General features: G+C 41.8%; 14 protein-coding genes. 10 read left to right on the top strand and 4 right to left on the bottom strand.

Annotated elements, in window-relative coordinates:
* Window positions 1-786 precede the first annotated feature (786 nt).
* The 4 genes from D0907_RS13680 to D0907_RS13665 all read left to right on the top strand — a co-directional run bounded on the left by D0907_RS13680 (window position 787) and on the right by D0907_RS13665 (window position 5542).
* A complete protein-coding gene (locus D0907_RS13680) occupies window positions 787-1791 on the top strand; it encodes a Fe(3+) ABC transporter substrate-binding protein (RefSeq protein ID WP_036965938.1) in 1005 nt (334 codons plus the stop codon).
* A 112-nt stretch (window positions 1792-1903) separates the two neighbouring features.
* Complete coding sequence (locus D0907_RS13675) at window positions 1904-3538, top strand: ABC transporter permease (protein ID WP_074988946.1); 1635 nt, start codon at window positions 1904-1906, stop codon at window positions 3536-3538.
* A complete protein-coding gene (locus D0907_RS13670; RefSeq protein WP_065979650.1) occupies window positions 3535-4578 on the top strand; it encodes an ABC transporter ATP-binding protein in 1044 nt (347 codons plus the stop codon). Before D0907_RS13675 ends, D0907_RS13670 begins: the two co-directional genes overlap by 4 nt.
* A gap of 64 nt (window positions 4579-4642) precedes the next feature.
* Window positions 4643-5542, top strand: coding sequence for a Dyp-type peroxidase (locus D0907_RS13665; protein ID WP_118844615.1), 900 nt, complete (start codon window positions 4643-4645; stop codon window positions 5540-5542).
* Between the two features lie 2 nt (window positions 5543-5544).
* Here the strand turns inward: D0907_RS13665 and argR are convergent, their stop codons facing one another.
* Window positions 5545-6012, bottom strand: coding sequence for a transcriptional regulator ArgR (gene argR / locus D0907_RS13660; protein WP_036965948.1), 468 nt, complete (start codon window positions 6010-6012; stop codon window positions 5545-5547).
* Between the two features lie 226 nt (window positions 6013-6238).
* Here argR and mdh point away from each other — a divergent pair, with 226 nt between their 5' ends.
* The gene (mdh, locus tag D0907_RS13655) at window positions 6239-7174 is read left to right on the top strand and encodes a malate dehydrogenase (protein WP_036965950.1); all 936 of its coding nucleotides are present in this window, start codon (window positions 6239-6241) and stop codon (window positions 7172-7174) included.
* Window positions 7175-7272: 98 nt separating this feature from the next.
* Here mdh and ispB read toward each other — a convergent pair whose 3' ends face one another.
* Complete coding sequence (gene ispB, locus D0907_RS13650; protein WP_036965954.1) at window positions 7273-8244, bottom strand: octaprenyl diphosphate synthase; 972 nt, start codon at window positions 8242-8244, stop codon at window positions 7273-7275.
* 410 nt (window positions 8245-8654) lie between these two features.
* On the opposite strand from ispB, the gene rplU reads away from it, so the two are divergent.
* The 5 genes from rplU (at window position 8655) to D0907_RS13625 (ending at window position 11572) form a co-directional block, all read left to right on the top strand.
* Window positions 8655-8966 carry a 50S ribosomal protein L21 gene (gene rplU, locus D0907_RS13645; protein ID WP_036965957.1) on the top strand — a complete coding sequence of 104 codons (312 nt, stop codon included), beginning with the start codon at window positions 8655-8657 and terminating at the stop codon, window positions 8964-8966.
* A 16-nt stretch (window positions 8967-8982) separates the two neighbouring features.
* Window positions 8983-9240: a 50S ribosomal protein L27 gene (rpmA, locus tag D0907_RS13640; protein WP_036965960.1), complete on the top strand. Its 258-nt coding sequence runs from the start codon at window positions 8983-8985 to the stop codon at window positions 9238-9240.
* Between the two features lie 157 nt (window positions 9241-9397).
* A complete protein-coding gene (gene cgtA / locus D0907_RS13635) occupies window positions 9398-10552 on the top strand; it encodes an Obg family GTPase CgtA (protein WP_036965963.1) in 1155 nt (384 codons plus the stop codon).
* A gap of 80 nt (window positions 10553-10632) precedes the next feature.
* A complete protein-coding gene (folA, locus tag D0907_RS13630; RefSeq protein ID WP_036969051.1) occupies window positions 10633-11112 on the top strand; it encodes a type 3 dihydrofolate reductase in 480 nt (159 codons plus the stop codon).
* A gap of 79 nt (window positions 11113-11191) precedes the next feature.
* Window positions 11192-11572 carry a DUF3718 domain-containing protein gene (locus D0907_RS13625; RefSeq protein WP_036965965.1) on the top strand — a complete coding sequence of 127 codons (381 nt, stop codon included), beginning with the start codon at window positions 11192-11194 and terminating at the stop codon, window positions 11570-11572.
* Between the two features lie 387 nt (window positions 11573-11959).
* On the opposite strand, the gene D0907_RS13620 is transcribed toward D0907_RS13625, so the two are convergent.
* Together D0907_RS13620 and D0907_RS13615 are read right to left on the bottom strand one after the other, a co-directional pair.
* Entirely contained in the window at window positions 11960-13975 is a 2016-nt protein-coding gene (locus tag D0907_RS13620; protein ID WP_036965967.1) for a methyl-accepting chemotaxis protein, read from the bottom strand.
* A gap of 140 nt (window positions 13976-14115) precedes the next feature.
* Window positions 14116-14931, bottom strand: coding sequence for a symmetrical bis(5'-nucleosyl)-tetraphosphatase (locus tag D0907_RS13615; protein ID WP_036965970.1), 816 nt, complete (start codon window positions 14929-14931; stop codon window positions 14116-14118).
* Window positions 14932-14935: the final 4 nt, after the last annotated feature.

Raw genomic sequence — 14935 nt, 5'->3', positions numbered from 1 at the left:
TGCGGGTAGGTAGTATGCAAAAGAAAAGCGCGAACTATCTCTAGTCGCGCTTGCGGAATCTTCTTAATTTTCTGCATCCTGCAATTGAATCTAATCAACTCCATAAACTTTGCAAATCCATGCCATTACACTGTACTTAGTTGTTCTGTGTAATAAAGACTCTCCGGGTCTATATCCTGTCCATTCCTTTACATCCGTGCTGGTAAATACTTTACCTTTCCATTACGCATCATCGTGATGCTATCCCTTTATTAGCAATTCCCTTGCGTTGTCCTTACGACCTGTCCTTTATTCCACTTTTTGAACTCCTGTATAACAACACCCTGTTGTTATTCCATTTCACATCATCCTGATGCTGTCCATAAGCTGTCATTCCCTTGCGTTACTCTTCCTGAGCCTGTCCTAATATCCTTACTATCCTAATGAACCTTATCCGAGGTTTGATATGAGTAATGCTTCCCTATCCATCTACTCATAAAGCTTCATGCTTAGCTGATAAGTTAATTATAGAGAAATTGCCAAGCGCGAGTAGGTCAAAATCGTGCTTAAAATAGCGGTCATTTTATTGTCATTTTAATTAAATTGTTTATTTTCAGTTTGTTATGGGTTTTTATGTGGTTTTTGCTGTCTGCTTTTACTCAATAGCTGCCATGTAGGTAAGATATCTCTCACAAGTAACTTCCTAAATGGCAGCTAACATGATTGTTTTATGACTATTAACAGGTGCACTTTGCCTTAAGTGTAGGTAAAATATTTTGAGAATTGTTTTTATTTAGGTGTTAAATAATGAAAAAAACAGCGTTAGTCTTATTCACGGCTTTACTAAGCACACCTGCACTTTCAGCGGATGTCGTTAATATATATTCATTCCGACAACCTTTTTTAATTCAACCAATTTTAGATGATTTCACTCAGCAAACGGGCATAAAAACCAATGTTGTTTTTGCTAAAAAGGGCCTGATTGAACGCGTAAAGCGCGAAGGTAAGCATAGCAAGGCTGATCTCGTTTTGACGTCAAATTTTAGTGCGCTTGTACAGTTAGAAGAGCTTGGTTTAACGCAATCAATTAACAGTGATATTGTTAATGCAAATGTCCCCAGTACTTTTCGTGATGAACAAGGGCAGTGGATTGCACTTACTAAACGAGTGCGCAATGTCTACTCAGCAAAAGAGCGAGTTGGCGCGTTACCCACACTGAGTTATGAAGACTTAGCCGATCCAAAATACAAAGGTAAATTATGTACGCGCCCTGGTAAGCACCCTTATAACTTAGGCCTAGTAGCGTCTATGGTGGCGCATCACGGTGAAGTAAAAACAAAAGAATGGCTTGAAGGCGTAAAATCAAATTTAGCTCGTAAACCACAAGGCAACGACCGTGCACAAGTTAAAGCGGTAAAAGAAGGGCTGTGTGATATTGCCTTAGGTAATAGTTATTACTTTGGTAAAATGTTGCAGGATGAGCAGCAAAAGTCATGGGCTGAAGCGGTGCATATTAACTTCCCTAATCAAACAAACCGAGGCTCACATATTAATGTATCGGGGGTGGTGATGACGAAATATGCCAAAAACCCTGAAAATGCCTTGAAACTGATTGAGTATATGACCGACAATAAAGCGCAAAATATGTATGCCTCAGTCAATATGGAGTACCCAGTAAAACAAGGGGTTGCTTTATCTGATATGGTGGCATCATGGGGCAAATTTAAAGAAGATACTTTGTCGCTTGATGAAATTAGCAAATATCGCCCTGTGGCACTTAAGCTAATTGATGAAGTGAAGTTTGATTTATAACGCACAAAGCGTTATTCCAGCTTAAAAATTTGAAAAAGCTGTTTAAGCGGCATTGCTTAAACAGCTTTTGTTTTATATCGCCCTGTTATTAATGAAGGAATAACAGCCTCGTATGCATGTGAAGTTTTCGTTGTCTCGCTGGCAGTTAATAGCTTGGTTTATCGGGTTATTGCTTGTAACACCTCTTGGCTTTTTATTAGTGGAGTCTCTGCAAGGAGGCTCTGATGTGTTTCAGCACTTGTTTGATACTGTGTTGTGGGATTACACCCGCAATACTCTATTCTTGATTGCTGGAGTCGGGCTTTTAAGTTGCCTCATCGCGCTGCCATTAGCGTGGTTGACTGCGTATTGTGAGTTTCCGGGGCGAAAGCAATTTGAGTGGGCGCTCATGCTGCCACTTGCCATGCCGACCTACTTGATTGCTTATGTTTACACGGACTTACTCGATTATGCAGGTCCCGTACAAATTGCGCTACGTGATTGGTTTGGTTGGCAATCGCCTGATGACTATTGGTTTTTCGATATTCGTACCTTAACAGGAGCAATAGTGATGATTGCCCTTGTGTTGTATCCTTACTTGTATTTAATTTTCAAAACAGCACTGAGAGAGCAATCATTTAAACTTGTGCAAGCCAGCCAGTTAATGGGGCTGTCCCCTTTGCAAAGCTTCTTACGAGTAAGCTTGCCACTTGGCCGCGGCGCTATTGTGGCGGGTATTACCTTAATTAGCATGGAGGCGATGGCTGACTTTGCAACAGTGAACTATTTTGCTGTGAGTACATTGACGACCGCCGTTTACGATACCTGGTTGGGGTATTACTCTCTCACTGCGGCTGCAAAAATTTCTGGTATTATGCTGCTCATTTTATTCTTAACCCTGATGCTTGAGCGCTACAGCCGAAGAAACCAAGCCGTGTATGAGCGCCAATCAAGTGTTAATAGTGCGACGTTATACAGCTTAAAAGGCAGCGCAGCCTGGGGGGCAACAATAGCCTGTAGCCTTACTTTGGTGCTGGCGTTTTTATTACCCGTGGCAGTGCTTGTGAAGTACGCTATTGTGTATGCGGAAGATGCGTGGAATGGTGCATTTTTTAATTATGCATGGCAAAGCCTCAAGGTTGCTGTCGTCGTGAGTCTGGCGACTATTATACTGAGCTTATGTGTGCTGTTTTATCAACGCATAAGTAAAGACCGTTACCCCCTTATTCCTGGACGTCTAGCGAGTACAGGGTACGCACTACCAGGCACGGTGCTTGCTATCGCCGTTTTACTGCCTTTAACGCAGCTTGATGACTTACTGAATGCATGGTTAGAGCCGCACGGTTTTTCGTTAGGCCTAGTATTAAGTGGTACTCTATTTGCGATGGTTTTTGCTTATATAGTGCGTTTCTATGCAATTGCGCATGGGGCGCTTGAAAGTAGTTTCTTACGTATCAGCCCCTCACTCGATATGGCGAGTCAATCAATGGGCAAAGGGCCTTTTACAACCCTGTATAAAGTTCATTTACCCTTGCTAAAACGCGGTATATTAACCGCAGGATTATTAGTATTTATTGAATGTATGAAAGAGCTACCCGCCGCATTGCTCTTGCGTCCATTTAACTTTGAAACTTTGGCCACGCATGTTTTTCAGTATGTCAGTGATGAACAATTAGAGTTAGCGTCTATTTCGGCCTTGTTTATTGTTTTAGTAGGACTAATTCCTTTGTATTTCGTTAATCGTTCGATGGAGCACAATCACTCATGAGTCATTTGATAATTAAAGACTTAGCCTACCAATATAATGGCACTAAGGTATTGAGTGAGCTTACTCTAAATGTGAAGCAAGACGAAATAGTCTGTTTATTAGGCGCCAGTGGGTGTGGTAAAACCACCACGTTAAAAGCAATTGCAGGTATTTTACAGCCATCGCAAGGATACATGAGTATCGACTCACAAGTGGTCAATGACAATCATCACTTTATTGCGCCAGAAAAACGAAATATCGGCATGATGTTTCAAGATTACGCTTTGTTTCCGCATCTAACAGTAAGCGATAACATTGCCTTTGGTTTGAGCAATATGAGTAAAGCACAAAAACGTGAGCGCGTGAGTGAAATGCTCAGGTTGGTTAAACTAGATGGCTGTGCAAAACGATACCCACATCAACTCTCCGGTGGGCAGCAACAACGTGTCGCAATAGCGAGAGCTTTGGCATATAAACCCAGTTTATTACTACTTGATGAGCCATTTTCGAACATTGATACCCAAGTGCGTTTTGAACTAATTGCTGATATTCGTCGGATTATAAAAGACCAACAAGTTTCCGCTGTTTTTGTGACGCACTCAAAAGAAGAAGCGTTTGCCTTTGCTGATACGCTTGCGGTGATGCACGGTGGAAAAATAGCGCAACAAGGCACTCCTGAGCAGTTATTTAGCCAACCTAACTCAAAGGAGGTTGCAGAGTTTCTTGGTACGGGCATATACTTAACGGCAAAAGTCTTAACGCCAACTGAATATGAAACGACGTATGGTGTCATACATTCGCTAACCGAAAGCAAGCATCAAGGTCAACACGGTGTGGTGTATGTACGACCTCATCATATTAAGTTATGTGAGGCAGAGCACGGCGATGTAAGTAGTCAAGCCATACTAAACAGACGTTTTATCGGTACGCGTTATGTGTATAAGGTACGTATTGCTGGGCAGGAGCTAGAAGTTGCTGCCGAAAATGATCGTGTACTAGCGGTCGAGCAACCAGTAAAAATAAAAATAATGCCACATACGGTCAATTTTTTCGAAGATTAAACAGAACGTTATAATCCTGAATTCCTTGTCTGTATGTTTGATAACGAGTAGCTAAGGATTCATTATGGCGCAAGCGCAATCTGGGATTTGTGCTGAAGCAAACTTACACGGTTTGCACCTGTTTTTTAATGTTTATGATGGTCACGATGAGTCATTACGCAAAAAACTTAAACGCGTAAGCGTCATTCAAGACGAGTTTGCAGACCAATTCTCTGAAGCCATGTTGTCATGTGTGGTTGCGCTTGGTGCGCAGTACTGGCCGCATATACTGCCAGAGTTTATTCCAAGCCAATTACAAAGCTTTCCAAATGTGACGCACAGTGAGCACGTCATGAGTGCGCAGCCATTCGATTTGTTTGTGCAAATTCGCTCTGATCGTGAAGATGTAAATCACCTTTTTGCTCTACAAATCATTAAATTATTTACACCTGATGTTGAGCTGGTGGAACAAGTTCGTAACTTTCGCTTTTTAGATGGCCGCGATTTTAATGGTTTTATTTATGCGGGAGACACTCCGCATGGGCGACAAAAGCGAAGCACCGCACTGATTGATAAGCCGGGTCATTTTGAAGATCAGGGAAGTTATATTCATGTGCAGCGTTTTGTGCATGACCTAAGCGTGTGGCAACATTTGTCGTTATCTGAGCAAGAGCAAATCATGGGGCGTACACGTCTTGATAACACGTTAATAATGCCAGCTGTTGAAACGAGTCATGCAGTACGAAGTGAATTAAAAGATGAAAAGGGTCAGCCTCTCATACTCAATCAAAGCATGCCGTTTGGTGACGTTCATAAACAGGGCATTTTAATGGTGTCGTGTGCAGCGCAAGGTGATGCGTTTGAACAGGTACTCAAAAGCCGATTAGGGCAGGGCGAATGTTATGACCATTGGCTCGATTTTACACAAGCCGACATGGGGTCTGCATTTTTCGCCCCGTCAGTAAACTTTTTGAAGCAGCTTTAACGTTAAACTGTATCGAATAATGTTCTAACGCGGTCTAGCGTGACATCGATTTCAGAAATTTTTGCAGGGGCGATAAAAATAGTGTCGTCGCCTGCAATTGTACCCAGTACACCGTCTGCCTTACCTAATGAATCAAGTAATCGGGCAATCAGCTGTGCAGCCCCTGGGCTGGTACGAATAATAATCATCATTTCGTTGTGCATGATGTCGATAACAAGCTGACGAAGAGGGCTCTTTGCGGTTGGCACACCCATTTCGGCAGGTAAACAATACACCATTTCTTGTTTTGCATTGCGTGTGCGTACAGCGCCAAATTTACTCAACATGCGTGAGACTTTACTTTGGCTAATATTATCAAAGCCTTGGTCTTTTAATGCTTCGACAATCTCACCTTGTGAGCCAAAGTTTTCTTCTTTTAATAACGATTTAAACGCTTTGATCAGTGCTTCTTGTTTGTCTTGTGGTTGCATGTTGTCGTTTCTTTTATTCATCAAATATGAAGTAATTCTACACAATTCTGCATAGTTATGCAGTATTTGTTTGCATTTGTCGTCCAAATACCGTCACGTTACAGCTAAGTTTACAACTATGGTCGAAATTATACGCGAAATAAGCAGGATAAATTTGTTTTTAGTCGCTAATTTCATTATCTTTAGGGCCACAAATATTTCCTACCTCAAATTACGGAGAATTCCAATGAAAGTTGCTGTTTTAGGCGCAGCTGGCGGTATCGGCCAAGCATTGTCTTTATTATTAAAAACAAGTTTACCTGCAGGTTCTGAATTATCGTTATACGATGTTGCCCCTGTTGTTCCTGGTGTAGCGGTTGATCTTTCTCACATCCCAACTGACGTTAAAGTTGAAGGCTTTGGTGCAGACAGCTTGGACGCTGCATTAGTAGGTTGTGATATCGTTCTTATTCCAGCGGGTATGCCACGTAAGCCGGGCATGGACCGTGCGGACCTTTTCAACGTAAACGCAGGTATCATCAAAACATTAGCTGAAGGCATCGTTAAAAACTGCCCTAAAGCGTTAGTAGGTATCATCACTAACCCAGTAAATGGCACTGTGCCAATCGTTGCTGAAGTATTCAAAAAAGCGGGTACTTACGATGCTAACCGTGTATTCGGTATTACGACTCTTGACGTGATCCGTTCTGAAGCGTTTGTAGCTGAGCTTAAAGGCTTAAGCGCAACTGACGTTAAAGTCCCTGTTATTGGTGGTCACTCTGGTACAACCATTCTGCCACTTCTTTCACAAGTTGAAGGCGTTACTTTCACTGATGAAGAAGTTGCAGCACTTACTCCACGTATCCAAAATGCAGGTACTGAAGTTGTTAATGCTAAAGCTGGTGGCGGTTCAGCAACACTTTCAATGGGTGCAGCAGCGGCTCGTTTTTGTATGTCTTTAGTGAAAGGCTTACAAGGTGAAGACGTGGTAGATTACGCATACGTTGCTGTTGAAAATGGTGATGCTGCTTACTTCGCACACCCAGTACGTTTAGGTAAGAACGGTGTTGAAGAAATTCTTTCTTACGGTGAGTTAAGTGCATTCGAAGAGCAAGCTAAGAACGACATGCTAGCGACACTTAACAAAGACATCCAAGAAGGTGTTGATTTCATCAACGGTTAATCTCGATTGATGCTAAGCGCTTCACATGCATGTTGAAGCGCTTAAAACAAAAAAGCCTGCAATTGCAGGCTTTTTTAATGGCTCGAATAAAGTTTCGCTTAGTGATCGCGGGCGACCGCAATCCGCGCTAAGCTTTCTAATGCTTGTTTGTATGGCGTGTCGGGTAAAAAAGCAATGCATGCAATGGCTTTATCAGCTTCTTGCTCTGCTTTTTGCATTGTAAACTCAAGGGCTTTGGTATCAGCGAGCGTCGCTAGAATGCTGTCTAAGTGATCCATACCATTGCCTAGTTCAATGGCTTCACGAACTAGTTTTACTTGCGCTGGTGTGCCTTTTTGTATCGCGTAAATAAGCGGTAAAGTAGGTTTACCTTCAGCTAAGTCATCACCAATGTTTTTGCCAAGTTGCTGTGCATCAGCATTGTAATCAAGTACATCATCTACTAGTTGAAAAGCAGTCCCTAAATGCATGCCGTATAGGTTTAATGCGTCGAGGACTTTTTCGTCTTGCTCGGTAATGATAGCGGCAAGACCCGTTGCGGCTTCGAAAAGCTTGGCGGTTTTGCTGTAAATAACCTGCATATAGCTTTGTTCGGTGGTGTTAGGGTCATTACAGTTCATAAGCTGCAACACTTCACCTTCAGCAATGACATTGGTCGCATCAGCTAAAATTTGCATGATCGGCATTTTGCCAAGCCCAACCATAAGCTGGAATGAGCGAGTGTAAATAAAATCACCCACGAGCACACTGGCTGCATTGCCAAACTCTGCGTTTGCGGTAGGTGTACCTCGACGCAAATTAGACTCATCAACCACGTCATCATGCAGCAAAGTTGCTGTGTGAATAAACTCAATGATGGTTGCTAGGGTAATGTGATCTTTACCCTCATAGCCTAAAGCTTTAGCTGCTAAAATAGCCAACATGGGGCGAACACGCTTGCCACCACTGTTAACTATGTATAAACCAAGTTGATTAACCAACGCGACATCTGAGCGCATTTGGGCATGTATAAGTTGATTGACGTCATCCATTTCATTTTCGATTAACGCCTGGATAGCTTTTATATCCATTGATCTCCGAGCCAATTTTTATGGGTATACGAGGCTGATTGTACATCAAAAATTGCGCTTGCTCGATATTTTGTGATGATTCAATAAAAAAACACGTTAAAGTTTCTGTTTTCGGCTCAATTATAGCGACTTAATTTTATCTGCTTGTTTAATAAGTGAACATTCTAGACTGATTTATTAGCTATATTTGCCTCGGTCATTTAATTGTCACAAGATCGCAAAAACCGCTTGGCAAGCGGTGTTTTTAGGATAAAATAAGGGAAAATATTGAATTGCCCTTAATGCAGCTATTTTTTATTCATTTTATCTAAAAAGAGGCTTGCTAGTTTTTGCGCATTAGCGTAAACTTCGCGCCCTATTGAAGAATATTTTAGTTGCGTCGATTTGAGGGCGCACAGACGGAGTTAATTATGTACGCGGTTTTCCAAAGTGGTGGTAAACAGCACCGTGTGACTGAAGGTCAAACAATTCGTCTTGAGAAATTAGACGTTGAAACTGGTGCAGCAGTTGAATTTGATTCAGTACTTTTAGTTGCTGATGGTGAGAAAATCGAGATCGGTGTACCGTTCGTAAACGGTGGTAAAGTGACAGCTGAGGTTGTTTCACACGGTCGCGGTGAGAAAGTGAAGATTGTTAAATTTAGACGTCGTAAGCATTCTCGTAAGCAAATGGGCCATCGTCAATGGTTCACTGAAGTTAAAATCACTGGCATTAGCGCTTAATTAGAGGTACTTAGAAATGGCACATAAAAAAGCAGCTGGTAGTACTCGTAACGGTCGCGATTCAGAAAGCAAACGCCTAGGTGTTAAGCGTTTTGGTGGCGAATCAGTTCTAGCGGGTAGCATCATTGTTCGTCAACGTGGTACTAAGTTCCACGCTGGTGCAAACGTAGGTATCGGTAAAGACCACACTATCTTCGCAAAAGCAGATGGTAAAGTTCAATTCGAACAGAAAGGTCCTTTAAACCGTAAATACGTAAATATCGTAGCTGAGTAATCATCTCGATATTTGAAAAACCCCGCCTTTGCGGGGTTTTTTGTTTTAAGGCACTCGATTATATAGCTAAGCATCTTCGGCACTGTACGAAGATGCTTAGCTATATAATTAGGTGTATAATACAGTTATTAACAAGCCAATCTTAAAGTGAGTAATCATGAAGTTTGTAGATGAAGTGGAAATTCGTTGTGACGCGGGTGATGGCGGCAGCGGTGTCGTATCTTTCCGACGTGAAAAATATGTGCCGGATGGCGGTCCTGATGGCGGCGATGGCGGCGATGGTGGCAGTGTCTATCTACAGGCCGATGAAAACTTAAATACCTTAATTGATTATCAGTTTGAGCGTTTTCATAAAGCAGAGCGTGGCACCAATGGTCACGGTCGCAATATGACCGGTAAGAAGGGCAATGATTTAGTCCTTAAAGTGCCTGTTGGAACCCGTATTACAGATGTTGACACTGAAGAGTCATTAGGTGATTTAACGATGCATGGCCAGAAACTGGTTGTTGCAAAAGGGGGCTTCCATGGCTTGGGGAATGCACGCTTTAAATCAAGTACGAACCGTGCTCCGCGCCAAAAAACATTAGGTACGCCTGGCGAAGTAAGAAATTTACGTTTAGAACTGATGTTACTTGCTGATGTAGGCTTACTGGGGTTACCTAATGCTGGTAAATCAACATTTATTCGCAGCGTATCTGCGGCTAAACCTAAAGTTGCTGACTACCCATTTACAACGCTTATTCCTAATTTAGGGGTTGTGCGTCCTGATGCTAATAAGTCATTTGTCATAGCCGATATTCCAGGATTAATCGAAGGTGCCTCTGATGGAGCGGGTCTTGGTATTCGCTTCTTAAAACACTTAGAGCGTTGTCGTGTGCTGTTACATATCATCGATATTATGCCTGTCGATGGCACTAACCCAGTGGACAATGCGTTTGCGATTGTTAATGAGCTTCATCAGTACAGCCCTAAACTTGCTGATAAGCCGCGTTGGTTAGTGTTTAATAAAATAGATTTGCTGCCAGAAGACGAAGCTGAAGCACTTTGCCAACAAATAGCTGAAGAGCTGGGTGAAGAAACCAATGTTTACCGAATTTCTGCCGCAAACAAGCAAAATACCCAAGCACTTTGCCACGATATCATGGCGTTGCTTGATAGTATGCCGAAAGAAAAATTCGCTGAAGAAGAGAAAGAAGAAGTTGAATTTAAATGGGATACATACCATCAAAAAGCAACGTCGAAAGATGACGACGACGATTGGGATGATTGGGACGATGATGACTACGATGTTGAAGTTATCTACCAACGTTAAAGTTTAAAACGGAAAAGGAGCCTCGCGCTCCTTTTTTATTAATAAGAAAAAAGTATTAAAGGTGTAGTGTGAAAATTTCAATGATTGCTGCAATGGCAAATAATCGTATTATTGGTCAAGACAATCAAATGCCTTGGCATTTGCCTGCCGACTTACAGCACTTTAAACAGGTTACTATGGCTAAACCTGTGATTATGGGACGTAAAACCTTTGAGTCTATAGGTCGACCATTACCAGGGCGTCAAAACATAATTATTAGCCGTAATGCTGATTATAAAGCGGAAGGGATTGAGGTTGTAACGTCTCCAGATGCGGCGCTAGCCCTAGTAAAAGAGGCAGATGAAGTGATGATCATCGGTGGAGGAAATATTTATCAGCAGTTTCTTCCTCACGCAGAGCGACTTTATTTAACCTTCATTGATCTTGATGTAGAGGGAGATACGCAGTTCCCAGATTACGAAAGTGTTGCTAACTGGACAGTTGTCGAGCAGGAAGAGAAACTGCCAGATAACAATAATCCACACCCGTATACTTTTGTTACTTTGTATAAAAAACCTTAACAATATTGCGATAAAATGGTTTGATTGGTACAATAATAGTCAAGCTTGGTAAGCTAAAAGTATTACATAAGGGCAAAATATGATGAAGTTACCAAATATGTTATTAGCCGCAGCAGTTGTTACGGCTTCAGTTGCGTACACAGCACCTGTTAAAGCCGACGATCAACAGTTGGCGCTTTCACTTTGTGAGTACATTGCTGCAGATGATAAGAATCGTTTACGTGATAAACTAAAAAGTTCACGCGTAAAGATCCGTAATATCATCGACGCTTTTAAGTGCAATGACAACAATATGCTTCGTCATGCAATTGTGAGTGGTGCAAACGATACGGGTGAGTATATTGTTAAGCGTTTACCATCTTCTTCATTTGAAGACGGTGCAGACATCGCATGGGCTGAAGCCAATGGCTTTGGTGGCTCGCCAGTTGTTGCTGCTATTAAAGAGCGCGCAGGTCTTTAATAGTAAAGCCAAACAGATTTATAAAAACCGCACTCGTTGCGGTTTTTTTATGTCTGTGAATAATACCAATTCAAAATCATACTAATACCTATCTGCAATAATTCTTACTCATTTTGAGTGATTACACCAGTCGCTAGCTGCGTTAAAAATGTCTGATTTACGACTGCATGGATGCCGGAGGGAGAGTAATGCAGGAGCAATTGCCGAGCACAACTAAATAACGAAATTTTTGTCTTGTTATCAACACGGTTTTATTGCCTCAAAATAGACCTCTTAATTAAGCGCAGTGCTATGAATGGGGATCATTGAATGAGCTGAAGGGGGAATAAAAAAACCGTGTTTGCAATGCTAAACACGGTTTTTCTATTTAGGTATAGCGAAGGCTATTTAAACTTTAAAGGCATCTACCGACAGTCGTAATTCTTCAGCTAATTTAGCGACTTCTGAGCTTGAGATGTTCGTCTGGTTAGCCCCTTCAGCTGTTTGCTCTGCAATAGCAACGATTGACTCTAAGCGCTCGCTGATCTCTTGCGAGACTTGTTGTTGTTCGTGCGCAGCTGTCGATATTTCTTCACTTACGTTATGTGCTTGGGCAACGGCTGCGGTGATTGAGTCAAGTGCAGTGTTGGCTTGGTCTGATTGCTCAACACATGATTCAGCTTGTTGCTTACCTTTAGACATTGCGGCAACAGCGGCTTCAGCACCAATTTGCAGTGATTCAATCATGGCTTGGATTTCCTGTGTAGACTCTTGAGTTTTGCTCGCAAGAGAGCGTACTTCGTCTGCTACAACAGCAAAGCCACGGCCTTGTTCACCTGCGCGTGCTGCCTCAATAGCGGCATTAAGTGCAAGAAGGTTTGTTTGCTCTGCAATGCCACGTATCACATCTAAGATACCGCCAATTGATGCACTGTCTTTATGCAGCTTATTAATGACTTGAGACGCGTCATCGACTTCACGAGCAAGCTGTTCAATCGTCGCTTTGTTTTGCGATGAGATACCTTTAACACGCTCGGCTTCTTTATCTGCGTTTTTAATTTCACTCAGCGCTTGTTGAGCACTGCTGCTAACCGCTTGAGAGGTACTGCTCATTTCTGTCGTCGCCGTTGCTGCTTGTTCTACTTGTGCTTGCTGGTTACGAATGGCTTGGCTTGACTCTTCGGTAATCGCCGATGTTTCCTCAGACGCAGCGGCAAGTTGCGTAGAACGAGAAATAATACCTTGGATTAGCGTACGTAAGCTTTCTATTAATGTATTACAGCTACGTGAAAGCTCACCAAATTCATCTTTTGCAGTGTCATCTAAACGTTGTGTCATATCACCACTGGCAACGATATCTAGAATACGGTTTACTTCAGAAAGTGGCTTAGTGATACGGTTTACAGTCATGGCTGCAACAACGATTGCAATGAGCGTTGCAATAATCATAGCGACCCAAGTCCAAAGCGTAGCCGTTGTTACGTTACCACTGACGTCTTGCTGTAAATCAAAGGCAAGCACTGTGGCATGATCAACGAGTTCACGCAGTTGTGTTAATGCTTCTGTTGTCGAGTTTTCGGCATTAGCAAGCTCCGCTTCAGTTTGAGCAATGGCATCAATTAAACGTTTTTTGTTGGCCGATAAACTATTTGAACCTTTTACATTGTTGGCAAGTGTTTCAAAGTAGCCGTTTAAATCATTGTATAGGCTTGCATTCGACTCAATAACAGCGGGGCGAATTAAGCTTAAGCTGCGCTCAATTTCTTCAAGGTAATATATTTGCTCTTTTTTAATGATTTCTAGCGTATTCAGTGTTTTCACTGTGAGCATATCAGTGCTGTTAGTCACTAATGATTGAAAATGATTTTCTAAGTTATTTGCCGCTTGATAAGCACGTGAGTGATTCTCTTCTAAGCCATCAATATCAATAATATCGAGTACCACAGAGTTTGCATCTTCAGCGCTAAGCTCAATACTTTCAAGTTGAGTACTGAGAGTTTTGTTAAGTTCAAGCTGCGTTTTTTTATCTTTAAACAGGTTATCAACCGATTTAGCAAAACGTTTATAGGTTTGTTCTACTTGTTGACTACTTTGTTTTAGTTTTGGGTCATCACTAACCACGTTTTGTAAATCTTGATAAGAATTATCATAACGTTTTTTCTGTTCATTAAAGCTGCTACGTGTCGCTGCTAGCTCATCTTGTGATGCTGTGTAAAAGCTCGCTTGTGCGGATTTACTCATTAAGATGAATTCGACCTGTAGCTCATAGCTTTTATCGAGAGCAGGGAGTGACAGCTGATTAACTCGCTGTGTAGATTGATCAATATTGGTAATTCTGATCAATGAGTTACCACCAATAAATAGCAAGAGTAGGGTAATGACAATAAAGCCGCCCCAAATACGCTGTCTAACGGTCAAGTTCATATGTAATTCCACTAATAGTACTAATCAGTATTTATCGGCAGGGTTGCTGATAAGTTAAGTATTTAAATTAAATTGGCTTTTATTTAAATTTACTTTAATTGATATAAATCTAACAGATGTTCAGTTATTTTTCAGTTAATTTAGATAAAAGAGTGAGAACTTTCGACAAAACGCTCTTTTTTACTGAGTTCCATGAGAGTCATTTCTCCTCCCCACACACAGCCTGTATCAAGGCCATGTATATTTGCTCGTTGGGTTTTTCCTTCAATTGCCGCCCAGTGACCAAAAACAATCTGCTGCGTTAATTGCGTTATATTCGGGTGTTCAAACCACGGTATTGTTGAGCTATTTGCACTGGTACTGGTTTTGTTTGTGAGGTCTAAATGGGCCTCTTTGTCTACAAAACGCATGCGTGTGAAGTAATTTACAATGTAGCGAAACTTAGCTTCATTACTGAGTGTTGACTGCCATTTAGGCGGATGAGTATCGTACATATGGCTAAAAAAATGTCGAGCATCAGCACCTTGATAGCAATTCTTTGCAAAGCGAGCGCGTTTCAATGCTTTCTTAATCGACCAATTGGGGTTTAAACCGGCATGACTTATGAACATGTCATACTTTTCAAGCCATAGAGCAAGTGGTTGTTGCTGTAAAAATTGAATATAGTCAGTGAGTTTAGAGCTGCTAAAAACAGCACTGAGCTTATCTTTTGGGTTGTGTGGTTTATTTAAATGATAACACGCGATCATGTGCAGGTCATGATTGCCAAGCGTAATGCTGACACTGCCTTGCATTGCATAGAGTCGCTCAAGGCACCCAAGGGAATCTGGGCCTCGAGCAACTATATCACCAACTAGGTATAGGTGGTCTTTGCTAGGATTAAAATTAACGCGCTTGAGTAGTGCGTCAAATTCACTGTAGCACCCTTGCAAATCCCCTATCGCGTAGTCAGCCATCGAT

It is taken from the genome of Pseudoalteromonas lipolytica, from assembly GCF_003515105.1.
Taxonomy (GTDB): domain Bacteria; phylum Pseudomonadota; class Gammaproteobacteria; order Enterobacterales; family Alteromonadaceae; genus Pseudoalteromonas; species Pseudoalteromonas lipolytica.
This window is presented reverse-complemented; position numbering and strand designations above follow the sequence as displayed.

Coding starts and splice junctions, on each gene's coding strand:
- D0907_RS13680 (WP_036965938.1), top strand. CDS start 787: ATGAAAAAAACAGCGTTAGTCTTATTCACGGCTTTACTAAGCACACCT.
- mdh (WP_036965950.1), top strand. CDS start 6,239: ATGAAAGTTGCTGTTTTAGGCGCAGCTGGCGGTATCGGCCAAGCATTG.
- D0907_RS13615 (WP_036965970.1), bottom strand. CDS start 14,931: ATGGCTGACTACGCGATAGGGGATTTGCAAGGGTGCTACAGTGAATTT.
- cgtA (WP_036965963.1), top strand. CDS start 9,398: ATGAAGTTTGTAGATGAAGTGGAAATTCGTTGTGACGCGGGTGATGGC.
- folA (WP_036969051.1), top strand. CDS start 10,633: ATGATTGCTGCAATGGCAAATAATCGTATTATTGGTCAAGACAATCAA.
- rpmA (WP_036965960.1), top strand. CDS start 8,983: ATGGCACATAAAAAAGCAGCTGGTAGTACTCGTAACGGTCGCGATTCA.
- D0907_RS13665 (WP_118844615.1), top strand. CDS start 4,643: ATGGCGCAAGCGCAATCTGGGATTTGTGCTGAAGCAAACTTACACGGT.
- argR (WP_036965948.1), bottom strand. CDS start 6,012: ATGCAACCACAAGACAAACAAGAAGCACTGATCAAAGCGTTTAAATCG.
- D0907_RS13670 (WP_065979650.1), top strand. CDS start 3,535: ATGAGTCATTTGATAATTAAAGACTTAGCCTACCAATATAATGGCACT.
- D0907_RS13675 (WP_074988946.1), top strand. CDS start 1,904: ATGCATGTGAAGTTTTCGTTGTCTCGCTGGCAGTTAATAGCTTGGTTT.
- D0907_RS13625 (WP_036965965.1), top strand. CDS start 11,192: ATGATGAAGTTACCAAATATGTTATTAGCCGCAGCAGTTGTTACGGCT.
- D0907_RS13620 (WP_036965967.1), bottom strand. CDS start 13,975: ATGAACTTGACCGTTAGACAGCGTATTTGGGGCGGCTTTATTGTCATT.
- rplU (WP_036965957.1), top strand. CDS start 8,655: ATGTACGCGGTTTTCCAAAGTGGTGGTAAACAGCACCGTGTGACTGAA.
- ispB (WP_036965954.1), bottom strand. CDS start 8,244: ATGGATATAAAAGCTATCCAGGCGTTAATCGAAAATGAAATGGATGAC.